Annotated in this window: 20 protein-coding genes and 1 pseudogene; 12 read left to right on the top strand and 9 right to left on the bottom strand. The window is 49.3% G+C overall.

Annotated features, from left to right (window positions below):
- Positions 1 to 27: 27 nt before the first annotated feature.
- On the top strand, positions 28 to 1,446 hold the full coding sequence (locus FDX19_RS02070; RefSeq protein WP_137381417.1) for an MFS transporter: 1,419 nt from the start codon (positions 28 to 30) through the stop codon (positions 1,444 to 1,446).
- A gap of 66 nt (positions 1,447 to 1,512) precedes the next feature.
- Positions 1,513 to 2,205: a porin OmpL gene (gene ompL / locus FDX19_RS02065; RefSeq protein ID WP_137381416.1), complete on the top strand. Its 693-nt coding sequence runs from the start codon at positions 1,513 to 1,515 to the stop codon at positions 2,203 to 2,205.
- A 353-nt stretch (positions 2,206 to 2,558) separates the two neighbouring features.
- On the opposite strand, the gene FDX19_RS02055 is transcribed toward ompL, so the two are convergent.
- The gene (locus FDX19_RS02055) at positions 2,559 to 2,732 is read right to left on the bottom strand and encodes a tail fiber assembly protein (RefSeq protein ID WP_137381415.1); all 174 of its coding nucleotides are present in this window, start codon (positions 2,730 to 2,732) and stop codon (positions 2,559 to 2,561) included.
- Between the two features lie 318 nt (positions 2,733 to 3,050).
- Here FDX19_RS02055 and FDX19_RS25390 point away from each other — a divergent pair, with 318 nt between their 5' ends.
- Positions 3,051 to 3,413 (top strand): CHAP domain-containing protein, encoded by a 363-nt coding sequence (locus tag FDX19_RS25390; protein WP_137381414.1) that lies wholly within the window; start codon positions 3,051 to 3,053, stop codon positions 3,411 to 3,413.
- 1 nt (position 3,414) lies between these two features.
- Positions 3,415 to 3,867: a DUF3828 domain-containing protein gene (locus FDX19_RS02045; RefSeq protein ID WP_137381413.1), complete on the top strand. Its 453-nt coding sequence runs from the start codon at positions 3,415 to 3,417 to the stop codon at positions 3,865 to 3,867.
- Between the two features lie 105 nt (positions 3,868 to 3,972).
- Here the strand turns inward: FDX19_RS02045 and typA are convergent, their stop codons facing one another.
- Entirely contained in the window at positions 3,973 to 5,796 is a 1,824-nt protein-coding gene (gene typA / locus FDX19_RS02040; protein WP_003028641.1) for a ribosome-dependent GTPase TypA, read from the bottom strand.
- 379 nt (positions 5,797 to 6,175) lie between these two features.
- Here typA and glnA point away from each other — a divergent pair, with 379 nt between their 5' ends.
- The 4 genes from glnA (at position 6,176) to FDX19_RS02015 (ending at position 10,695) form a co-directional block, all read left to right on the top strand.
- The gene (gene glnA, locus FDX19_RS02035; RefSeq protein WP_137381412.1) at positions 6,176 to 7,585 is read left to right on the top strand and encodes a glutamate--ammonia ligase; all 1,410 of its coding nucleotides are present in this window, start codon (positions 6,176 to 6,178) and stop codon (positions 7,583 to 7,585) included.
- A gap of 416 nt (positions 7,586 to 8,001) precedes the next feature.
- Positions 8,002 to 9,051 (top strand): nitrogen regulation protein NR(II), encoded by a 1,050-nt coding sequence (gene glnL, locus FDX19_RS02025; protein WP_016155163.1) that lies wholly within the window; start codon positions 8,002 to 8,004, stop codon positions 9,049 to 9,051.
- 11 nt (positions 9,052 to 9,062) lie between these two features.
- Positions 9,063 to 10,472, top strand: coding sequence for a nitrogen regulation protein NR(I) (glnG, locus tag FDX19_RS02020; RefSeq protein ID WP_137381410.1), 1,410 nt, complete (start codon positions 9,063 to 9,065; stop codon positions 10,470 to 10,472).
- 112 nt (positions 10,473 to 10,584) lie between these two features.
- Positions 10,585 to 10,695 (top strand): YshB family small membrane protein, encoded by a 111-nt coding sequence (locus FDX19_RS02015; RefSeq protein WP_086523820.1) that lies wholly within the window; start codon positions 10,585 to 10,587, stop codon positions 10,693 to 10,695.
- Positions 10,696 to 10,784: 89 nt separating this feature from the next.
- Here the strand turns inward: FDX19_RS02015 and hemN are convergent, their stop codons facing one another.
- The 3 genes and pseudogenes from hemN to FDX19_RS02000 form a co-directional block, all read right to left on the bottom strand.
- Positions 10,785 to 12,158, bottom strand: a complete 1,374-nt coding sequence (gene hemN / locus FDX19_RS02010) for an oxygen-independent coproporphyrinogen III oxidase (protein WP_137381409.1) — start codon at positions 12,156 to 12,158, stop codon at positions 10,785 to 10,787.
- Between the two features lie 188 nt (positions 12,159 to 12,346).
- Positions 12,347 to 12,856: a Der GTPase-activating protein YihI gene (gene yihI / locus FDX19_RS02005; protein WP_249357511.1), complete on the bottom strand. Its 510-nt coding sequence runs from the start codon at positions 12,854 to 12,856 to the stop codon at positions 12,347 to 12,349.
- A gap of 113 nt (positions 12,857 to 12,969) precedes the next feature.
- Positions 12,970 to 13,170: pseudogene (locus FDX19_RS02000) on the bottom strand (hypothetical protein).
- Positions 13,171 to 13,424: 254 nt separating this feature from the next.
- On the opposite strand from FDX19_RS02000, the gene yihA reads away from it, so the two are divergent.
- Complete coding sequence (gene yihA / locus FDX19_RS01995; protein ID WP_103771976.1) at positions 13,425 to 14,057, top strand: ribosome biogenesis GTP-binding protein YihA/YsxC; 633 nt, start codon at positions 13,425 to 13,427, stop codon at positions 14,055 to 14,057.
- A 334-nt stretch (positions 14,058 to 14,391) separates the two neighbouring features.
- On the opposite strand, the gene polA is transcribed toward yihA, so the two are convergent.
- The gene (polA, locus tag FDX19_RS01990; protein WP_137381407.1) at positions 14,392 to 17,178 is read right to left on the bottom strand and encodes a DNA polymerase I; all 2,787 of its coding nucleotides are present in this window, start codon (positions 17,176 to 17,178) and stop codon (positions 14,392 to 14,394) included.
- Positions 17,179 to 17,542: 364 nt separating this feature from the next.
- Here polA and FDX19_RS01985 point away from each other — a divergent pair, with 364 nt between their 5' ends.
- Positions 17,543 to 18,478, top strand: a complete 936-nt coding sequence (locus tag FDX19_RS01985) for an acyltransferase (protein WP_137381406.1) — start codon at positions 17,543 to 17,545, stop codon at positions 18,476 to 18,478.
- 13 nt (positions 18,479 to 18,491) lie between these two features.
- Here FDX19_RS01985 and dsbA read toward each other — a convergent pair whose 3' ends face one another.
- The 3 genes from dsbA to FDX19_RS01970 form a co-directional block, all read right to left on the bottom strand.
- Positions 18,492 to 19,115: a thiol:disulfide interchange protein DsbA gene (dsbA, locus tag FDX19_RS01980; protein ID WP_137381405.1), complete on the bottom strand. Its 624-nt coding sequence runs from the start codon at positions 19,113 to 19,115 to the stop codon at positions 18,492 to 18,494.
- Between the two features lie 16 nt (positions 19,116 to 19,131).
- A complete protein-coding gene (locus FDX19_RS01975; RefSeq protein WP_137381404.1) occupies positions 19,132 to 20,118 on the bottom strand; it encodes a serine/threonine protein kinase in 987 nt (328 codons plus the stop codon).
- Positions 20,119 to 20,194: 76 nt separating this feature from the next.
- On the bottom strand, positions 20,195 to 20,464 hold the full coding sequence (locus FDX19_RS01970) for a YihD family protein (RefSeq protein ID WP_003028616.1): 270 nt from the start codon (positions 20,462 to 20,464) through the stop codon (positions 20,195 to 20,197).
- A 69-nt stretch (positions 20,465 to 20,533) separates the two neighbouring features.
- Here FDX19_RS01970 and mobA point away from each other — a divergent pair, with 69 nt between their 5' ends.
- Together mobA and mobB are read left to right on the top strand one after the other, a co-directional pair.
- The gene (mobA, locus tag FDX19_RS01965) at positions 20,534 to 21,118 is read left to right on the top strand and encodes a molybdenum cofactor guanylyltransferase MobA (protein ID WP_137381403.1); all 585 of its coding nucleotides are present in this window, start codon (positions 20,534 to 20,536) and stop codon (positions 21,116 to 21,118) included.
- Positions 21,115 to 21,618 carry a molybdopterin-guanine dinucleotide biosynthesis protein MobB gene (mobB, locus tag FDX19_RS01960; RefSeq protein ID WP_137381402.1) on the top strand — a complete coding sequence of 168 codons (504 nt, stop codon included), beginning with the start codon at positions 21,115 to 21,117 and terminating at the stop codon, positions 21,616 to 21,618. Before mobA ends, mobB begins: the two co-directional genes overlap by 4 nt.
- Positions 21,619 to 21,760: the final 142 nt, after the last annotated feature.

Raw genomic sequence — 21,760 nt, 5'->3', positions numbered from 1 at the left:
CCCTTCGGGGCGTTGTAAGGAGTGGTTATGCCTGACCATGATCCGCTAACGCTAAAATTAAGCCTGAAAGAAAAACTCGCTTACGGTGCGGGTGATATTGGCTCCAATCTAATGCTAAGCATTGGCACATTGTATTTGCTCAAGTTTTACACAGATGAGCTAGGAATGCCTGCATATTATGGTGGGGTTATTTTCCTTATAGCAAAATTCTTTACTGCATTTACAGATATGCTAACCGGATTTCTTCTCGACTCTCAAAAGAGCATCGGTTCCAGGGGGAAATTCAGGCCTTTTATTCTGTATGCAGCGGTACCATCCGCGATTATTGCGACAGTTCAGTTTATTGCTACAACATTTAGCCTGCCGCTCAAGACTGCTATTGCCACTGGTCTATTTATGCTATTCGGTCTATTTTACAGTCTAATGAACTGTTCATATGGCGCCATGATTCCAGCAATAACAAAAAATCCAAATGAACGAGCACAATTGGCAGCTTTTCGACAGGGTGGGGCAACAATAGGTTTATTAATCTGTACGGTTGCTTTTATCCCTCTTCAATCTTTATTCTCTACAACTACCATTGGTTATGGTTGTGCAGCCTTAATTTTCTCTATCTTTGGTTTTGTTTTTATCATGTTATGTTATAAAGGAACCAAAGAACATTACATTGAGCCCCTCTCGCCGGGGCATAAAACAAGTATAATCAAATCATTTTGTGCAATTTTTCACAACCCACCACTATTAGTTCTATGCATTGCAAATTTGTGCACACTCGCAGCATTTAATATCAAGCTCGCCATTCAGGTTTATTATACCCAATATGTACTAAATGACATTAGCCTATTATCCTGGATGGGTTTTTTTAGTATGGGTTGCGTAATTATTGGTGTTTTGTTAGTCCCCTGGACCGTGAAATGCTTTGGCAAGAAACGCGTATATTTAGCAGGTATGGTTTTATGGGCCGCTGGCGATATTTTAAATTATTTTTGGGGTTATAACTCCTTTTATTTTGTGATTTTCTCTTGCTTAGCCTTCTTCGGAACCGCTTTTGTTAACAGCCTGAACTGGGCACTGGTCCCGGATACGGTGGATTATGGGGAGTGGAAAACGGGGATCCGCGCTGAAGGTTCTGTCTATACGGGTTACACCTTTTCACGCAAAATTTCTGCGGCGCTGGCCGGTTTCCTGCCAGGGATTATGCTGACACAAATCGGTTATATCCCCAATATCGCCCAGAGTGATGCAACCTTGCTGGGTTTGCGCCAGCTTATTTTTCTCTGGCCCTGCGGGCTGGCAATTATTGCGGCCATCACGATGGGGTTCTTTTATAAACTCAGCGAAGCCCGTTTTGCTTTTATCATTGAGGAAATCAGTCAACGGAAGAAAAATAACATTCAACCAGAACGCATTAGCCATAAAAAGAAAACCTCTGCTGTAAGCATATAAAAATAATTGCCGCCTATTCCATCTTAATGGATGGCGGCCTCCCTACGCTTAAAAAATGGATTTATTATGAAAAAATTAAATACAATAATTCTCTTATCCTCTGTGGTATCCACCTCTGTTTTCGCCGGTGCTTATGTAGAGAACCGTGAAGCTTACAATCTGGCCTCCGATCAGATGGAGGTCATGCTGCGCGTCGGCTATAACTCCGATATGGGCGCGGGTATCATGCTCACCAACACCTATACCATGCAACGCAAGGATGAGTTAAAACACGGCTATAACGAAATAGAGGGCTGGTATCCGTTATTTAAACCGACAGATAAATTAACCATCCAGCCCGGCGGACTGATAAACGATAAGAGTATTGGTTCGGGTGGTGCCGTTTACCTGGATGTTAACTATAAATTCACCCCGTGGTTTAATCTGACAGTACGTAACCGATATAATCATAATAACTACAGTTCCACTGATTTAAACGGAGATCAGGATAACAATGACACCTATGAGATAGGTAACTACTGGAACTTCACTATTACCGATAAGTTTTCCTACACTTTTGAGCCACACTATTTTATTCGGGTAAATGACTTCAATAGTAGTAACGGTAAAGATCATCACTGGGAAATTACCAATACGTTTAAATACCGCATCAACGAGCGCTGGTTGCCCTATTTTGAGTTACGCTGGTTAGATCGCAATGTCGAGCCGTATCACCGCGAACAAAACCAGATTCGTATTGGTGTGAAGTATTTCTTCTGACGTTATTTATGTAGCCTTCTGTATGAAGGCTACATTTCATAGATTTATAGCTTTCATCCATGTCATTCCTATTTTTTTATTTTTATTAACTCCAGCTGACTAAAAAAATGCAATAACTATTATCCATCTAAAAATAAATGATTTATTAACATATCATGGAATAAATATTCCGCAGTAACGTATGCGCGCCAACATGCCCAACAACAAAGCACGGGGTTTTGCGCACGAGTAGTTGCCGCTGCTAATGAAGTGCGATTTACTTTTATTATTGCGGAGATTGGACAAAGGAAGAGAAAGACAAGGCCAGCCTGGCGCTCCGGCTGACCTGTAGTGGCTGATCTGTGGTAAATGGCTTATTCTTGCGGTTGAACAGGCCAGTTAACGTCAGGTGCCGTCGCAACATCAACGGCTTCCACCGCCTTCTTGTATTTCATCCACGCTGACAATTTTTCTTTGTCTTCAATGCTGATATCGCCAAGCACTAATTCCACTCGCCAGTCAGAGGTTATGGCATCTGCCTGAGACATTATGCGGCCCTCACGATGTAGCTAAATGCAACGTTACAGGGAGCCGTTCCGTTGTCCCTCTATTCACTTATATAAATCCCACTACTGCCAGACACAACGAAATAGACTGATGAAGCACTTTTGCGGAAACTCTCAGTTCGATGGGGATGATGAGTGAATGGTTATAACTGCGAACTTATATTATTTATTATGATTCATTACAAAAATAATAATTCCGGTCTATTTTTGTTAATATCATGAAAAGTTTTTTAAATTTAGTTTATTTGTAAAATATGCAATAAAGATTTTATCGAAACAAGCGATAAAGGAGTTATTAGTGTGTCATGGAATAAACACTCCGCAGTAACATATGCGCGCCAACATGCCCAACAACAAAGCACTGGGTTTTGCGCACGAGCAGTTGCTGCCGCTATTGAGGCTGGCGGAGTCCGGATAACTGGAGCAAATGCCGTGGATTTTGATCGTTCACTTGAGCGTGCCGGATTCAGGCAAGTTTATGGTGAACCGATGGAAGGGGATGTCGCAGTGATAAGCGCATTACCTGGCCCACATCAATATGGTCATGCCTGTATTTACGACGGGATGGGAACATGGTATTCCGATTTCGTTCAACGCAGTATGTACCCCGGCCCACGTTACAGGGAAATACATCCTGCTTTTAAACTTTACAGGCACAACTAATATGAAAAAATTATTGATATTACTTTTCATCAGTTTTGCAACATTCGCCGCAGTTGATGACAAAACCCCCATAGCCCGAGCGCTTGAATTCAACAAATGGTATATAAATCAAATAAATAAATATATTTACCCCATCAGTTCTGGTCATGAAATTGATAGTTTTGTTACGTCAGACACGATGAAAAAGTTGCGTCATGCGCAAGATCCTAAATACGCGGACGATGAATTTTATGACGCTGATTTCTTTATTAAGGCGCAATACATCGGCGATGACTGGCCGACCAACGTAACCGTAGTTTCATCCGATTACGATCCAGTTTGTGTGAATGTGTATGTATCATTTGGCAAAAAGCAGGATCACACCGTCGTTGATTGTATGGTTCAGGAAAATGGCATCTGGAAAGTTCAGTCAGTCGTCGGATATGAGATTTATCACAATGGCAGCTTGCAGTAATAAATATCTGTCCGTATACCAGAGCCATAAAAAAGCCGCTGACATTCAGCGGCTTTTTACTGTGCCGGGCGACTCTAATGCTTACCCGGCTCACAATTACTCGTATTACTCTTCTTTCGCGCCACGCATTGCACGGCGACGATCGTTTTCAGTCAGGTGACGTTTACGAATACGGATAGAAGTTGGTGTTACTTCTACCAGTTCGTCGTCATCGATGAATTCCAGAGCCTGCTCCAGAGTCATCTTAACCGGCGGAACCAGAACCGTTGCTTCGTCAGTACCGGACGCACGCATGTTGGTCAGTTTCTTACCGGTCAGGCAGTTTACAGTCAGGTCGTTAGAACGGCTGTGAATACCGATGATCTGGCCTTCGTAAACTTCAGCACCGTGACCCAGGAACAGCTTACCGCGATCCTGCAGGCTGAACAGTGCGAACGCAACTGCTTTACCCTGGCCGTTGGAGATCAGTACGCCGTTCTGACGCTGACCCACATCACCCGCACGAACGTCGTCGTAGTGGCTGAAGGTGGAGTACAGCAGACCGGTACCGGAAGTCATGGTCATGAATTCTGAACGGAAGCCGATCAGACCACGGCTTGGGATCACGTAGTCAAGACGTACGCGGCCTTTGCCATCTGGATTCATGTTTTTCAGGTCGCCTTTACGCTCACCCAGAGCCTGCATCACAGAACCCTGGTGCTGCTCTTCGACGTCCAGCGTTACGTTCTCGAACGGCTCTTGTTTACGGCCATCGATTTCGCGGAAGATAACTTTCGGACGGGAAACCGCCATTTCGAAACCTTCACGACGCATGTTTTCGATCAGAACTGACAGGTGCAGCTCACCACGACCGGATACACGGAACGCATCCGCATCTTCGGTTTCTTCAACGCGCAGTGCAACGTTGTGCACCAGCTCTTTGTTCAGGCGGTCAAGGATCTGACGAGAGGTAACATATTTACCTTCTTTGCCACAGAACGGAGAGGTGTTTACGCAGAAGAACATGGTTACGGTCGGTTCATCAACGGACAGAGCCGGCAGCGCTTCGACGTTCTGCGGGTCGCAGATGGTGTCGGAGATGTTCAGTTCGCCCAGACCGGTGATCGCGATGATATCGCCTGCTTCGGCAATATCACTCTCGATACGTTCCAGACCCAGGTGGGTCAGAACTTTACCGACTTTACCGTTACGGGTTTTGCCTTCGCTATCAATGATAGTGATCTGCTGGTTCGGTTTAACTTTACCGCGTTTGATGCGGCCGATACCGATTACGCCAACGTAGTTGTTGTAGTCCAGCTGGGAGATTTGCATCTGCAGCGGGCCATCAAGGTCTACGTTCGGAGCCGGTACGCGATCAACGATGGTCTGATACAGCGGAGTCATGTCTTCAGCCATGTCTTCGTGATCCAGACCCGCGATACCGTTCAGCGCGGAAGCGTAAACGATCGGGAAGTCCAGCTGCTCGTCGGTAGCGTCGAGGTTAACGAACAGGTCAAATACCTGGTCAACAACCCAGTCAGGACGCGCGCCAGGACGGTCAACTTTGTTGATAACAACAATGGGCTTCAGGCCATGGGCAAAGGCTTTTTTGGTCACGAAGCGCGTCTGCGGCATCGGACCGTCCATTGCATCCACCACCAGCAGCACGGAGTCGACCATGGACATTACACGTTCAACTTCACCACCGAAGTCGGCGTGCCCTGGGGTATCAACGATGTTGATACGGTAGTCATTCCATTTGATAGCGGTGTTTTTAGCGAGGATGGTAATCCCACGCTCTTTCTCCAAATCGTTGGAGTCCATCACGCGCTCTTGGGTTTCAGCACGTGCATCGAACGTACCGGATTGTTGGAGCAGCTTGTCTACCAGGGTAGTTTTACCATGGTCTACGTGCGCGATGATGGCGATGTTACGCAAATTTTCGATCACAACTTTGCCTCAGGCATTTTAGAAATAGCGCGTTATTGTACACGGATTAATCGCAGTACAAAACAGGATCACAAACATCCTCCGCAAACAAGTATTGCAGAGTTTCTTTGTGATCACATTCACGGAGCGTTAAAAGGGGTAATCTGAGGTGCTTTGCACCAATATGGTGCTTAATGTTCACATTGAAGCACTATAATGGTGCAATACAACCTTCATGGTGCAGCCCCTTTGCACGATGGTGCGCATGATAACGCCTTTTAGGGGCAATTTAAAAGTTGGCACAGATTTCGCTTTATATTTTTTACGGCGACACGGCCAATTTTTGCAGAATTGAAGACTTCGTTACCACGACGACCATGACCAATCCGGGAGAGTAAGTATGTCCGCTGAACACGTTTTGACGATGCTGAATGAACACGAAGTGAAGTTTGTTGATTTGCGCTTCACCGATACCAAAGGTAAAGAACAGCACGTCACTATTCCTGCTCACCAGGTAAATGCCGAATTCTTTGAAGAAGGCAAAATGTTTGACGGCTCCTCAATCGGTGGCTGGAAAGGCATTAACGAATCAGACATGGTTCTGATGCCAGATGCGTCGACTGCACTCATCGACCCGTTCTTTGAAGAGTCAACCCTGATCATCCGTTGCGATATCCTGGAACCAGGTACGCTGCAGGGTTACGACCGCGATCCGCGCTCCATTGCCAAACGCGCTGAAGAATACCTGCGCGCTACCGGTATCGCAGACACCGTTCTGTTCGGGCCAGAGCCAGAGTTCTTCCTGTTTGACGACATTCGTTTCGGCGCGTCTATTTCCGGTTCCCACGTCGCTATCGATGATATCGAAGGCGCATGGAACTCCTCCACCAAGTACGAAGGTGGCAACAAAGGTCACCGTCCAGGCGTCAAAGGCGGTTACTTCCCGGTTCCTCCGGTAGATTCTTCTCAGGACATCCGCTCTACCATGTGTCTGATCATGGAAGAGATGGGTCTGGTTGTTGAAGCGCACCACCACGAAGTGGCGACTGCTGGTCAGAACGAAATCGCGACCCGCTTTAACACCATGACCAAAAAAGCGGACGAAATTCAGATCTACAAATATGTCGTTCACAACGTCGCTCACCGTTTCGGTAAAACCGCGACCTTTATGCCAAAACCAATGTTTGGCGATAACGGTTCCGGCATGCACTGCCACATGTCCCTGTCCAAGAACGGCGTAAACCTGTTCTCTGGTGACAAATATGCGGGTCTGTCTGAGCAGGCGCTGTACTACATCGGCGGCGTTATCAAGCACGCTAAAGCGATCAACGCCCTGGCGAACCCGACCACCAACTCCTACAAGCGTCTGGTCCCAGGCTACGAAGCGCCGGTCATGCTGGCTTACTCTGCCCGTAACCGTTCTGCTTCTATCCGTATTCCGGTAGTTGCTTCTCCGAAAGCACGTCGTATCGAAGTGCGTTTCCCGGACCCGGCGGCTAACCCGTACCTGTGCTTCGCTGCACTGCTGATGGCAGGCCTGGACGGTATTAAGAACAAGATCCACCCGGGCGAAGCGATGGACAAAAACCTGTACGACCTGCCGCCGGAAGAAGCGAAAGAGATCCCACAGGTTGCAGGCTCTCTGGAAGAAGCACTGAAAGAACTGGATCTGGACCGTGAGTTCCTGACCGCAGGCGGCGTGTTCACCAATGAAGCGATCGATGCGTACATCGCGCTGCGTCGCGAAGAAGATGACCGCGTGCGTATGACTCCGCACCCGGTAGAGTTTGAGCTGTACTATAGCGTTTAATCTTATATTAAAAATCCGACGAATTTCACGTTGCGGCAAGGCGGCAACTGAGCAAGTCCCCAGGAGCATAGGTAGCTATGTGACTGGGGTGAGCGAAGGTAGCCAACGCAGCAGCGGCGCGAAAGACGTCAGGAGTTTTTGAGTTGCCGTGGAACTTTTAGCCTGCTCAGGCAGGCTTGAGATCGATGGTGAATGATAGGACGCCTGATGGCGCAAATTTATCAGGCCTGGAGGGTAGCATTACCTTGTAGGCCGGATAAGGCAAAGCCGCCATCCGGCATCTATGTTTGCCAGTCATCTGTAGCCCATCCCAGGATGGGCTTTTTTCTCCACTAACAACCTGCTTTTTCGCGCTTTTTTGATGTAAAAAGCTATAATGCACTAAATTGGTGCAACACTTTTCAGGAGACTGCTGAATGGCAACCGGCACGCTGCCCGATGCTGGGCAGATCCTCAATTCTTTAATCAACAGCATCTTACTCGTCGACGATGAGCTGGCGGTACATTACGCCAACCCGGCGGCGCAACAGCTGCTCGCGCAAAGTTCCCGCAAATTGTTTGGCACACCGCTTCCCGATCTGTTGAGTTATTTCTCCCTGAACATCGGACTGATGCGAGAGAGCCTGGAAGCGGGTCAGGGCTTCACGGATAACGAAGTGACGCTGGTGATAGACAGCCACTCACATATCCTCTCTGTGACCGCGCAGAGGCTGCCTGATGGCCTTATCCTGCTGGAGATGGCGCCAATGGATAACCAGCGTCGTCTGAGTCAGGAACAACTGCAGCATGCCCAGCAAATCGCCGCGCGCGATCTGGTGCGTGGTCTGGCACACGAAATTAAAAATCCGTTGGGCGGCCTGCGCGGAGCGGCGCAGCTTCTCAGTAAAGCGCTTCCGGACCCGGCGCTGACGGAATATACCAAAGTCATTATTGAGCAGGCTGACCGCCTGCGTAATCTGGTTGATCGCCTGTTGGGGCCGCAACAGCCGGGTATGCACGTCACGGAAAGCATTCATAAAGTGGCAGAGCGCGTGGTGGCGCTGGTGTCGATGGAGCTCCCCGAAAACGTCACGCTGATTCGTGATTACGACCCTAGCCTGCCAGAACTGCTGCACGATCCGGATCAGATAGAACAAGTTCTGCTGAATATCGTGCGTAATGCTCTACAGGCGCTGGGACCGGAAGGCGGAGAAATTATTCTGCGCACCCGCACCGCGTTTCAGCTCACGCTACACGGTATGCGCTACCGTCTGGCGGCACGTATTGATGTCGAGGACAACGGTCCGGGCATTCCCTCGCATTTGCAGGATACGCTGTTCTACCCAATGGTCAGCGGTCGCGAAGGCGGTACCGGACTTGGATTATCTATCGCCCGTAATTTGATCGATCAACATTCCGGCAAAATTGAATTTACCAGCTGGCCGGGTCATACCGAGTTCTCGGTTTATCTGCCTATCAGGAAATAAAGGTGACGTTTATGCAACGAGGAATAGTCTGGGTAGTTGATGACGATAGTTCCATCCGTTGGGTGCTTGAACGTGCGCTCGCAGGGGCAGGACTAAGCTGTACCACATTTGAAAGTGGTAAAGAGGTGCTGGACGCGCTGGCCAGCAAAACGCCGGATGTGCTGTTGTCGGATATCCGCATGCCGGGTATGGACGGTCTGACGCTGTTAAAACAGATTAAGCAGCGTCACCCGATGCTTCCGGTCATCATAATGACCGCCCATTCCGATCTGGATGCCGCCGTCAGCGCTTACCAGCAAGGGGCGTTCGACTATCTGCCCAAACCTTTTGATATTGACGAGGCGGTAGCGCTGGTCGAGCGCGCCATCAGTCATTATCAGGAACAGCAGCAGCCGCGTAATATTCAGATCAACGGCCCGACCACCGATATCATCGGCGAAGCGCCCGCAATGCAGGATGTGTTCCGCATTATTGGTCGCCTGTCCCGGTCTTCAATCAGCGTATTGATCAACGGAGAGTCCGGGACGGGTAAAGAGCTGGTCGCCCACGCCCTGCACCGCCACAGCCCGCGCGTCAAAGCACCGTTTATCGCGCTTAACATGGCGGCGATTCCGAAAGATTTGATCGAGTCTGAGCTATTTGGCCACGAAAAAGGGGCGTTTACCGGGGCGAATACCATTCGTCAGGGGCGTTTCGAACAGGCTGATGGCGGCACCCTCTTCCTTGATGAAATTGGCGATATGCCGCTGGACGTGCAGACGCGTTTATTGCGCGTATTAGCCGATGGACAGTTTTACCGCGTGGGTGGTTACGCACCGGTGAAAGTGGATGTGCGCATTATCGCAGCCACCCACCAAAACCTGGAACTGCGCGTGCAGGAAGGCAAATTCCGTGAGGATTTATTCCACCGTCTGAACGTAATTCGCGTCCATTTGCCCCCGTTGCGTGAGCGTCGGGAAGATATCCCCCGCCTGGCACGTCATTTCCTGCAGGAAGCCGCCCGCGAGTTGGGTGTGGAAGCCAAGCAACTCCACCCTGAAACCGAAGCGGCACTCACCCGTCTGGCCTGGCCGGGTAACGTTCGTCAGCTTGAAAACACCTGTCGCTGGTTAACCGTCATGGCCGCCGGACAGGAAGTACTGATTCAGGACTTACCAACCGAGCTGTTTGAAACCACCGTGCCTGACACACCGTCACATATGCAACCAGACAGTTGGGCAACCCTGTTGGCACAGTGGGCGGATAGGGCATTACGTTCCGGTCATCAAAACCTGCTTTCTGAGGCGCAACCAGAATTGGAGCGTACGCTGTTAACCACCGCGCTGCGCCATACCCAGGGACATAAACAGGAAGCGGCACGCTTGCTCGGCTGGGGGCGTAATACCTTGACGCGCAAGTTAAAAGAACTCGGAATGGAGTGACAAATCGTCACTGTGTAAAGATTGATCATTGAGCGCAAATTGCTGCTATTTTGCGCTTTACTGTTCCGATGAGTTAAGTATGATCGTGCCCGGCAAACGGGGGGAAGTCATCATGCTGGAATCAATCATTAATCTGCTATCGAGCGGCTCGGTCGACAGCCACACGCCACAAACCGCGGTTGCCGCAGTGCTGTGTGCGGCGCTGGTTGGGCTGTTCAGCTGAAGGCGCACCGGATGGTGCGAACGCTTATCCGGCCTACAGGTTATCGCGACGTGTAGGCCCGGTAAGCAAAGCGCCACCGGGCAACGTCATTAAATCACCCGAGAGAACTGCTGCATCCGCGCTTTCTGGCGTAGATAAGCATCAAAGCACATGCAAATATTACGGATCAACAGGCGACCCTTCGGCGTAACCTGAATTCCCTTCTCATTCACATCCACCAGCCCATCTTTCGCCAGTGGCGCCAACAGCTTCAGGTCTTCAGCAAAATAATCCGCAAAGTTCAAATCCCATTGCTGTTCCACAGCGGCGTAGTCGAGGCGGAAGTTGCAGATCAGCAGCTTAATCACATCCCGACGAATACAGTCATCGCGGGTCAGCGCAATACCGCGCCACAGTGCATTCCCTTGTTCATCAACCTGCTGATAATAGTGCTTCAGCTCTTTTTGGTTCTGCGCGTAGTTGTCGCCAATCATACTGATGGCGGATACGCCCATCCCCAGCAAGTCGGTATCGCCCTGGGTGGTATAGCCCTGGAAATTCCGATGCAGAACACCTTCGCGCTGGGCAATGGCCAGCTCGTCGTCCGGACGAGCGAAGTGATCCATGCCAATGAACTGATAGCCGGTTTCGGTTAGTGAAGAGATGGTTTCCTGCAGGATATCCAGCTTTTGCTGTGCGCTGGGCAGGTCAGCATCTTTGATCTTGCGCTGGGCTGCGAAAAGCGTTGGCAGGTGCGCGTAGTTAAAGACGCTAAGACGGTCTGGATTCAACTCAGCCACGCGTTTCAGGGTAAAGGCAAAACTTTCCGGCGTCTGTTTTGGCAGGCCATAAATAAGGTCGATATTCGTCGAGGTAAAACCGATCTCACGCGCATGGTTAAGTAGCGCAAAGATAAATTCCTCGTCCTGCTCACGGTTCACCAGGCGCTGAACGTCTTTGTTGAAGTCCTGTACCCCCATGCTCAGGCGGTTAAAACCTTCAGCACGTAAATGATCGAGCACATCCAGCTCAATTTCACGCGGATCCACTTCGATCGAGATTTCGGCATCGTCGTTGAAGTTAAAGTTGCCACGCAGCAACGACATTAAACGGCTGATTTGCGCTTTATTCAGATACGTTGGCGTGCCGCCACCCCAGTGCAACTGGCTGACATGGCGTCCGGCGAACAGCGGAGCGCGATGAATGATTTCTTGTTCCAGGGCATCGAGGTATTGATCGGCTTTATGCTGCTGACGGGTCACAATCTTGTTGCAGCCACAGAAGTAACACAGTTTATGGCAGAACGGGATATGAACGTACAGCGAGAGCGGACGCTCAGGATAACGCGCCACAGCCTTTAGAAATGCTTCAGTGCCGTAGTCTTCAGAAAACTCCAGCGCGGTCGGGTACGAGGTATATCGTGGCCCGGAATAGTTATATTTCTGGATCAGGGCCAGGTCCCAGTCTATTAGCTGTTCAGACATGCTCACTCCTTCCGATGGCGTCTCTGGCGGGTACGGCGTACCGGCTTAACCCCAGTGCGGGTGATAAGCCGGTTGCGCAGCCACTTCTGTCGCCGCGACAACCGCTGTAGTTTAACGAATAACCACACCAGATAACATATAACCGGAAGGGTTATAAGCAGGACGGGAAGACCCACGGTGTAAAACCGTTAGTTGCCGCCTTTCAGCAGGCGCATCATATCTTCCTGCTTTTCTTCCTCATCCTCTTCTTCGTCATCCTCGTAAGAGAGACCCAGCTTTTGCATCAGCTCGTCGATGCGATCCAGTTTGGCATCTACCCAGGCCTGATCTTCTGCGCTCAGGTTTTCTCCGGCTTCAAGACGTTCCAGCAGCGCATCCAGGCGCTCATCCGTTTCCAGTAAATCCAACTCAGCCTGTGGTGAAAGCATAGGTTTCTCACTTTTCGGTTTGTGCTGTTTGGTGACTTTTTCGGTCACACCCAATGGAATGGGGGTTTTACTGCCAATACGAGGATCTTTTTGCTTGTTTTGGTTTCCGCCACCTGATGCGCCATCACTACCGGACGCACGGCTACCTGCCGCATGACCACGGTGTTTTTTCTGGCGCTTACGGTCGCGAGCTTCCTGGTTAATTTCTTCGCGTGTTTTACGACGCGCTTTTGCAGGACCTTTACCGCGTGGTGTAGAAGTTGGTTTCATCATGATTCGTCTTTGGCTGTTTTTATTCAGTATATATTTGCGCCGGAATCTAGCAGAAATAAAGAAAAAAGGCGACAGAGTAATCTGTCGCCTTTTTTCCTGACTCTCAACCCTCAACGGGCTCTACAATCCCTGTCGGCTATCAACACACCCTGTTTTTCCCTTAGCCTGCAACATTCCGTGTTGTTTCCATTTCCTTTTACTAACGTCTCCGGACGTTTGTCTTCCTGACAATCCTGTGTCGTCTTCGCCTCCTGGCGCTCCTGACCCTCATCCTGAGTCGTTTATCCTGTCAGCTTCCTCGCTATGGACACTACTTTACCTTTTTAAGGTAAACGCACAAGTAAGCCAGGTAACAGTTTCCATTAATCAGAACGCCAATAAAACATAATTATATGATTTATATATATTATGTTGTTTTTTGCTCTGTCATCTCGCATAGATACTATCGGCAATGTCTCACAAAGCACGAGGTTTTTACTTACACAGCCCATGCGTCGAAAAACCAGCCTTTTGCTGGTGTTCAGGTATAATCGCTGCAAAGCCTTGATTGATGGAGACGACCACGTTGACTAACTTGAATTATCAACAGACGCATTTTGTGATGAGTGCGCCTGATATTCGCCATTTACCTTCCGATACGGGAATCGAAGTGGCTTTTGCTGGCCGTTCCAACGCAGGCAAATCCAGCGCACTAAATACCCTGACCAATCAAAAGAGTCTGGCGCGTACCTCTAAAACACCAGGCCGTACTCAGCTCATCAACCTGTTTGAAGTTGTGGACGGTAAACGTCTGGTCGACCTGCCAGGTTATGGTTATGCCGAAGTCCCGGAAGAGATGAAGCGTAAATGGCAGCGCGCACTGGCTGAATACCTGGAAAAACGCCAGAGCCTGCAGGGTCTGGTGGTATTAATGGATATTCGCCACCCGCTAAAAGATCTCGACCAGCAGATGATCCTGTGGGCTGTTGAGAGCAACGTTCAGGTTCTGGTTCTACTGACTAAAGCAGATAAGCTGGCCAGTGGTGCCCGGAAAGCACAGCTGAACATGGTGCGTGAAGCGGTGCTGGCGTTTAATGGCGATGTGCAGGTTGAAGCATTTTCATCACTGAAGAAGCTGGGCGTGGACAAACTGCGTCAGAAGTTGGATAGCTGGTTTAGTGAGCTGGCACCGGTTGAAGAGATGCAGGACGGGGAATAATCCACGGATATGCCGGATGGCGCCGCTGCGCGTCTTATCCGGCCTACGAGCATGTGCAAAACTTTTCTTTCGCAAAATAAAAAACGCCCCAGTCATTACTGACTGGGGCGGCTAAAATATTCAGCCAAATCCGATTACGTGAAGTAAAAGGTCTGAAAGATAGAACATCTTACCTCTGTACCCTACGTGAATAACTTTACTCTTTTTTGAGCAGCTCAGAAAGCACTTTTTGTAATTTTTTTTCATTCCCACCATAGGGATTTCTAATGGACATCACAAAAAGTTCTATCTTATGTTGCTTAGTTACGAAAAAAGCACGTTATTCAGTAAACCCTTAGTGCGCCTGATCCCAGTTCTCACCGCTACCGACTTCCACCAGCAATGGCACATCAATTTGCGTCTCGTTTTCCATCAGCTGATGGATCTTTTTCGACACGCTTTCCAGGTCATCTTTGTGCACTTCAAACACCAGTTCATCGTGTACTTGCATGATCATGCGCACGCGCGGCTGTTCTGTTTGCAGCCACCCATCCACGGCAATCATGGCCCGCTTAATAATATCTGCGGCAGTACCCTGCATCGGAGCGTTAATTGCAGCACGTTCTGCACCGGCACGGCGAGCGCCATTACTGGATTTAATATCCGGTAAATAGAGGCGACGCCCTTCCAGCGTTTCAACGTAACCTTGCTCTTTTGCCTGTGCACGCGTCCGTTCCATATATTCCAGCACGCCAGGGTAGCGCTCGAAGTAGAGATCCATGTACTTCTGTGCTTCTTTACGCGGAATATTCAGCTGACGAGCAAGACCGAAAGCACTCATGCCATAGATCAGACCAAAGTTAATAGCTTTTGCGCTACGACGCTGTTCGCTGGTCACTGAATCGAGCGGTAAACCAAAAACTTCTGCCGCCGTTGCACGGTGAATATCTTTTCCTTCGGCAAACGCGGTAAGCAGGCCGTTATCACGCGAGAGATGCGCCATAATACGCAGCTCGATCTGCGAGTAGTCCGCAGAGACAATCACGTAGTCTTCTGGCGCGATAAATGCCTGGCGAATACGACGACCTTCATCGTTACGTACCGGGATGTTTTGCAGGTTAGGATCGGTTGAAGACAAACGTCCGGTCGCCGTGACAGCCTGGTGATATGAGGTATGCACACGCCCGGTTTTTGGGTTGATCATCAACGGAAGCTTATCCGTGTAGGTCGACTTCAGTTTTGCTAACCCACGATATTCCAGGATAACTTTCGGCAACGGATAATCCAGCGCTAACTCTTCCAGCACCTCTTCCGACGTTGACGGCGCACCACCCGGTGTTTTCTTCAGCGGCTTGATACCCTGCTTTTCAAACAGAATCGTTTGCAGCTGCTTGGTTGAAGAGAGGTTAAACGCTTCTCCGGCAATCTCGTGCGCTTTTTGCTCCAGCGCATGCAAACGCAACGTCAGCTCTTCTGAGTGTTTGTGCAATACAGCAGGATCGATTTTCACACCGTTGCGCTCAACGCGGGACAGAACCGGGACCAACGGCATATCTATATTTTCGAAGACGTTTAGCGGCCCTTTGTGCTTCTGCAGTTCTGGCCACATCTTCAGATGCAACTGAAGCGTAACATCGGCATCCTCTGCGGCATAACGCCCGGCTTCTTCCAGTGCTATCTGGTTAAAGGTCAGCTGGTTTTTACCTTTCCCGGCAATCTCTTCAAAGGTGATCGTTTTATGTTTCAGCCAGCGATCTGACAGGCTGTCCATATCGTGTCGGCCTGCGACGCTGTTAAGAATGTAGGATTCGAGCATGGTATCAAAGACAATGCCGCGCAGTTCAATCCCGTAATTTGCCAGGATACCGCGATCGTACTTCAGGTTTTGCCCAACTTTATGCGCCTTTTCATCTTCCAACAGTGGCTTCAGTAACGCCAGCGCACGTTCACGAGAAATCTGATCGGGGGCATCCAGGTAATCATGGGCGACAGGAACATACGCAGCCACACCTGGCTCAATGGCAAAGGAGAGACCAACCAGATTCGCGGAGATGTTATCCAGGCTGTCAGTTTCTGTATCAAAGGCGAATACGGGGGCTTTCTTCAGCTTTGCAATCCACGCTTCCAGCGTTTCTTCGTCCAGAATCGTCACATAGTTATCGTACGAGAGAACCGTGGCAGCTTCCTCAGGCGTTTCATCGACGACGATGGTTTCCTGCGGTTTAGCTGCCGGTTTTGTCCCTTTCGCCTGTAGCCATTTACCGGCTTCAACGTCAGTAACCCAACGCTTGAATTCATACTGTTTAAACAGGCCCAGCAGTTCTTCTGCTGCTGGTTGGCGCACTTCCAGCTGCTCGCAGGTTAATTCCAGCTCAACATCCGTTTTGATGGTAGCCAGCTTATACGAGAGATACGCCACTTCTTTATTCTGCTCGAGTTTGCCTGCCATGGTTTTGGCACCACGGAAGGTCAGCCCTGCTATTTTGTCTGATTCCGCATAGAGGGTATCCAGCCCACCCAGGCCCTGAAGCAGCGCCTGCGCGGTTTTTTCACCTACGCCTGGAACGCCAGGGATGTTATCTGAGGAGTCCCCCATCAGCGCCAGGAAATCGATGATCAGTTCCGGCGGGACGCCGTACTTATTCACCACTTCATCCGGGCCGAGGATCGTATTGGTCATGGTGTTGATCAGGGTGATATTCGGCGTCACTAACTGAGCCATATCTTTATCGCCAGTGCTAATCAGCACCGGACGCCCCACCTTTTCTGCTTCCCGCGCCAGCGTACCGATAACATCGTCCGCCTCCACGCCTGATACGGCCAACAGTGGCAACCCCATCGCTTTTACCATCGCATGCAGGGGTTCAATCTGCGCTCGCAGATCGTCCGGCATAGGTGGGCGGTGCGACTTGTAGTGTTCGAATAACTCATCACGGAAGGTTTTACCCTTAGCGTCGAATACCACCGCAGCATGGGTCGGCTGATATTGCAGAATCAAGCTACGCAGCATGTTGAGCACGCCATACATCGCGCCAGTAGGCTCCCCTGCACTGTTAGTCAGCGGCGGGAACGCATGGTATGCGCGATAAAGGTAAGAGGAGCCATCTACAAGGATAAGGGGGTTTTCTGGGATCTGAACCATAATGTCCGTGCCTGTTTATCAGATTATGGGTAAAGGATGCCACAGACAGGATAAAAACATGAGTTTTTCGCCGCATTTGTCGAAAAACTTTTGCAGTTCTTCTGCTTTGCTCGCAGACACGGCTGTGGATAACTTTGTGAATAAATAATTTTCAGTTCTTTAAATATAGCAAGGCAATTAGTGCTTCATTGTATTTATATATATTTTTCATAAGCTTAATTTAGCGCACAGCATTTTATTCCATTTTTTCAGCTTATATCTGGATGTGGATAGATATTACCTTTTTTTCTATTCAGCGAAGATCCATCATTTGGTTCGTTTTCTGATAAAATCAGCCCCTTGCGCCTCATTTAGCGCACTATCTATGGCTAACCTTTTGAATAATTTAATTATGACGAGAATACTCGCTGCGATAACGCTGTTGCTGAGTATCGTATTGACCATATTGGTCACGATTTTTTGTTCTGTGCCGATCATCCTTGCAGGGGTTGTAAAACTCCTTCTGCCCATTCCTGTCGTCTGGCGCAAGGTTTCTGTCTTCTGTAATTTCATGATGTATTGCTGGTGTGAAGGTCTGGCTCTACTGCTGCACCTTAATCCACGATTAAAGTGGGATATCGAAGGGCTGGAAGGTCTTAGCAAGAAAAACTGGTACCTGCTCATTTGTAATCATTACAGTTGGGCCGACATTGTTGTGCTTTGCGTTCTGTTCCGTAAACACATCCCAATGAATAAATACTTCCTCAAGCAGCAGTTGGCCTGGGTCCCTTTTATTGGCCTGGCCTGCTGGGCTTTGGATATGCCGTTTATGAAACGCTATTCGCGTGGCTATCTACTTCGTCATCCGGAACGACGCGGCAAAGATGTGGAAACAACGCGCCGCTCCTGCGAGAAATTTCGCGTACATCCGACAACAATTGTGAATTTTGTCGAAGGCTCACGTTTTACGGATGAGAAACGTCAGCAAACCCGTTCTCCGTACAGCAATCTGCTCCCGCCCAAGGCGGCAGGCATTGCAATGGCGCTAAACGTTCTGGGGTCACAGTTCGATAAGTTGCTGAACGTTACGCTGTGTTATCCAGAAAATAGCCGTCATCCTTTCTACGATATGCTCAGCGGCAAGCTGACACGCATTGTCGTGCGAGTGAATCTCGAGCCGATTAGCGAAGAATTGCACGGTGATTACGTTAACGATAAGGGATTTAAACGTCGGTTCCAGCAGTGGCTGAACATGCTCTGGAGCGAGAAAGATACACAATTAAATGCGATTAAAGCCTCAAATAAAAAAGCCGGTCTGTGACCGGCTTTTTCTTTTACTTCTGACCTACCAGGAATTTCACGGTATCAGCATACTGCTGTACAAAGATATCCATGCTGCTGGTATCCATACCCTGCGGGTTCACCTGATATTTGCCATTAACAAACATCGCCGGCACGCCCTGAAGCTGCAAGTCAGCTGCCGCTTTTTCCTGCTGGGCAACAAGTGATTTCACCACGAAGCTATTCCATGCCGCATCATAGTCTTCACCTTTAATACCTGCGTCAACGAAGACCTTACGGATATCAGCCACAGACTGAACAGTCTGCGTTTTCTGTACCCCTTCAAACAACGGCACAGTCACCTGATCTTCAACGCCCAGTGCCATAGCAACAGCCCATGCCTGCGTCAGATCTTTACCTAAAGGCCCCAAAAACTCGACGTGATACTTAGTCATTTTGGTGCCTTCCGGCAGTTTTTTCTTCACGTTATCAGAGACGTGAAGGACTTCTTCAAACTGGTAGCAATGTGGGCAGTAGAAGGAGAAAAACTCCAACACCTGCGGTTCACCCGCAACAGGCTTTTCCAGTGTGATGTACTGCTTACCATCCTGGAACTGCGCTGCCGATGCGCTAAATGCTAAAACCATACCAGCCAGCGCCAGCCATATTTTTTTCATGTTCAAGTTTCTCCGATTAATACATTGGCGTTAATTGTAAGGGGGGCTCTTGCAGAATTTTTGCCTGCTCAATAAAGGTCGCGGTCTGACGCTGCCAGTAATCTTCCCCGGTTAACCAAGGGAAATTTTTGGGGAACGCGGGATCAGCCCAACGTCGAATCAACCAGGCAAGATAATAAACTAAACGCATAGCGCGTAAAGGTTCTATCAGTCCGATTTCAGCGGTGTCAAATTCACTAAACTCTTCATAAGCTTCAATAATAGTTTCAAGCTGCATACGTTGCTCTGCTTTATCGCCATTAAGAAGCATCCATAAATCCTGTATTGCAGGACCATTTCGGGCATCATCCAGATCGACAAACATCGGACCATCACGCCACAAAATATTACCTGCATGGCAATCACCGTGCAGGCGTAGCGACGCAAAACGCGTATGCCAGCGCTCGGTGACTACCGCAATCAGTGCGTCGGTTGCCTTCAGGAAGGCCGCCTTTTGTCCTGACGGAATGAGCGATGCATGTTCAAAAAGCTTACGTGGCTCAGTCAGGTACTCTTCAAGGCCTATAGTGGGGCGGAAGGTAAAAGGTTGCTTGCACCCGGTCTGATGAAGACGGCCCAGGTAGCGACCCACGGCCTCCATCTGATCGATATTGTCGGCTTCAAACTGACGACCACCTACGCTTTGGAAGATCGCATAGTGAAAACCCTGATGGCTCAACAGCGTTTGACCATTCAGAACCAGAGGTGCAGCGACCGGGACGTCATCACTAACCAGTTCCAGGGCAAATTGATGCTCTTCCTGAATCTGATCGACAGACCAACGCTCAGGACGATAGAACTTCACGACAAAACGTCGGCGATCTTCATCCTGGAATTGATAAACACGGTTCTCATAGCTGTTTAGCGGGGTAAGACCAGAATCCACGCGGATGCCCTGTTCAAACAAGGCATCCATGATGGTATCAGGGTGTAGCGTCTGGAAAGTAAAAGCGTTGTCGTTCATCCCATCATCCAGAAATTACTACGAATGATTCAGGATATCATTTCACAGCGCTTTCGGTGGAGGCGCTTACAAGGTTTTACTCTTTAATTACGCCGCGTGCGCGTAGAAGTGCCGTTTTAAAATCTTCTTCATAATCTTTTTGAATGCCTGGGATCACGGCGTCTTTCGCTGAGTCACGCATTTTCAGGTGATAGATCAGAATGTCATCAGTTAAATCCGCCAGTTCGCCGTCAAAACCTGACTCTTGCGCCAGTTTCTGTAAAAATTGCATCAGGTTAAGATCGGGTTCCTTTTGCCAGGCAGGCTGGAGGAGTTCAATAACTTCATTCAGACGTTTACATTTCATGGTTGTGCTCCTTACGCTCAATATAGATACGTTAGCAGGGTCAATCCCACATTAAAAGAGGCGATATCAGTGATTCTGGATAGTGCAATAACAGGGGTTGTCCTGGCTGGCGGTAAAGCCAGACGAATGGGGGGAGCAGATAAAGGTTTGCTTGAGCTGGACGGTAAACCCCTTTGGCGATATGTGGCTGACGCCCTCGCTTTGCAGGTCGAGACTGTGGTGGTTAACGCTAATCGTCACCAGGATGTTTATCAACAAAGCGGCCTGAAAGTCATCCCCGATGCCCTGGCCGATTATCCTGGTCCATTGGCCGGTATGCTGTCGGTTTTTCTACAGGCAGAAGGGGACTGGTTTCTGTTTTGCCCTTGTGATATGCCCTATATCCCCCACGATTTGGTCGCCCGTTTAAAAGAACAACGCAAATCAGCGCCTGTTGTCTGGGTGCATGATGGTGAAAGAGATCACCCGACAATTGCACTGATGAACAGATCAATGCAGCCCCTGCTACAGGATTATCTGCAGTCTGGAGAACGACGTGTGATGGTCTTTATGCGCCAGGCTGGGGGACATCCTGTTGATTTTAGCGATCATAAAGATGCATTCGTGAATGTGAATACGCCCGAAGAACTCGCCAGATGGCAGGCTAAATCATGATCCCATTACTCGCTATTGCGGCCTGGAGCGGTACGGGGAAAACCACGCTGCTCAAAAAACTTATCCCGGAACTGTGCGCCAGAGGCATTCGTCCCGGATTGATTAAGCATACACACCACGATATGGATGTCGATAGGCCAGGCAAGGATAGCTATGAGCTACGTAAAGCCGGAGCAGCACAAACGCTGGTTGCCAGCCAACAGCGTTGGGCGTTAATGGTTGAAACACCTGAAGAGCCCGAACTGGACCTGGCCTATCTGGTTAGCCGGATGGATACCTCGGCGTTAGATATGGTGCTTGTTGAAGGCTTTAAGCATGAACCTGTCGCGAAGATCCTGCTTTTTCGTGAAGGTTGCGGGCACAGTCCTGAAGAATTGGCGATAGATGAATATGTTATCGCGGTTGCCAGTGATGTTCCGCTGGCGGTGGATGTTCCATTGTTAGATATCAACGATATACAGCAACTTACTGATTTTGTTACGCAATGGGTAAGACAGTAACTGTGGTATTGCCTGCTTGCCTGCTTGCCTGATGCGCTGCGCTTATCAGGCCTACAAAATACATTCAGCTGTAGGCCGGATAAGACAGGATGCCGCATCCGGCGGTTTTCACTCCGCACAGACGCAAAAAAGCCCATCCGTC

It is taken from the genome of Citrobacter sp. wls619 (assembly GCF_005281345.1).
GTDB lineage: Bacteria > Pseudomonadota > Gammaproteobacteria > Enterobacterales > Enterobacteriaceae > Citrobacter.
The sequence above is the reverse complement of the archived record's forward strand: the minus strand, read 5'-3'. Positions and strand labels throughout refer to the sequence as shown.

Excerpts from the sequence above, each read along its gene's own strand:
- FDX19_RS02070 (WP_137381417.1), top strand. The coding sequence starts at position 28 with ATGCCTGACCATGATCCGCTAACGCTAAAATTAAGCCTGAAAGAAAAA.
- ompL (WP_137381416.1), top strand. The coding sequence starts at position 1,513 with ATGAAAAAATTAAATACAATAATTCTCTTATCCTCTGTGGTATCCACC.
- FDX19_RS02055 (WP_137381415.1), bottom strand. The coding sequence starts at position 2,732 with ATGTCTCAGGCAGATGCCATAACCTCTGACTGGCGAGTGGAATTAGTG.
- FDX19_RS02045 (WP_137381413.1), top strand. The coding sequence starts at position 3,415 with ATGAAAAAATTATTGATATTACTTTTCATCAGTTTTGCAACATTCGCC.
- glnA (WP_137381412.1), top strand. The coding sequence starts at position 6,176 with ATGTCCGCTGAACACGTTTTGACGATGCTGAATGAACACGAAGTGAAG.
- glnL (WP_016155163.1), top strand. The coding sequence starts at position 8,002 with ATGGCAACCGGCACGCTGCCCGATGCTGGGCAGATCCTCAATTCTTTA.
- glnG (WP_137381410.1), top strand. The coding sequence starts at position 9,063 with ATGCAACGAGGAATAGTCTGGGTAGTTGATGACGATAGTTCCATCCGT.
- FDX19_RS02015 (WP_086523820.1), top strand. The coding sequence starts at position 10,585 with ATGCTGGAATCAATCATTAATCTGCTATCGAGCGGCTCGGTCGACAGC.
- hemN (WP_137381409.1), bottom strand. The coding sequence starts at position 12,158 with ATGTCTGAACAGCTAATAGACTGGGACCTGGCCCTGATCCAGAAATAT.
- yihI (WP_249357511.1), bottom strand. The coding sequence starts at position 12,856 with ATGAAACCAACTTCTACACCACGCGGTAAAGGTCCTGCAAAAGCGCGT.
- polA (WP_137381407.1), bottom strand. The coding sequence starts at position 17,178 with ATGGTTCAGATCCCAGAAAACCCCCTTATCCTTGTAGATGGCTCCTCT.
- FDX19_RS01985 (WP_137381406.1), top strand. The coding sequence starts at position 17,543 with ATGGCTAACCTTTTGAATAATTTAATTATGACGAGAATACTCGCTGCG.
- dsbA (WP_137381405.1), bottom strand. The coding sequence starts at position 19,115 with ATGAAAAAAATATGGCTGGCGCTGGCTGGTATGGTTTTAGCATTTAGC.
- FDX19_RS01975 (WP_137381404.1), bottom strand. The coding sequence starts at position 20,118 with ATGAACGACAACGCTTTTACTTTCCAGACGCTACACCCTGATACCATC.
- FDX19_RS01970 (WP_003028616.1), bottom strand. The coding sequence starts at position 20,464 with ATGAAATGTAAACGTCTGAATGAAGTTATTGAACTCCTCCAGCCTGCC.
- mobB (WP_137381402.1), top strand. The coding sequence starts at position 21,115 with ATGATCCCATTACTCGCTATTGCGGCCTGGAGCGGTACGGGGAAAACC.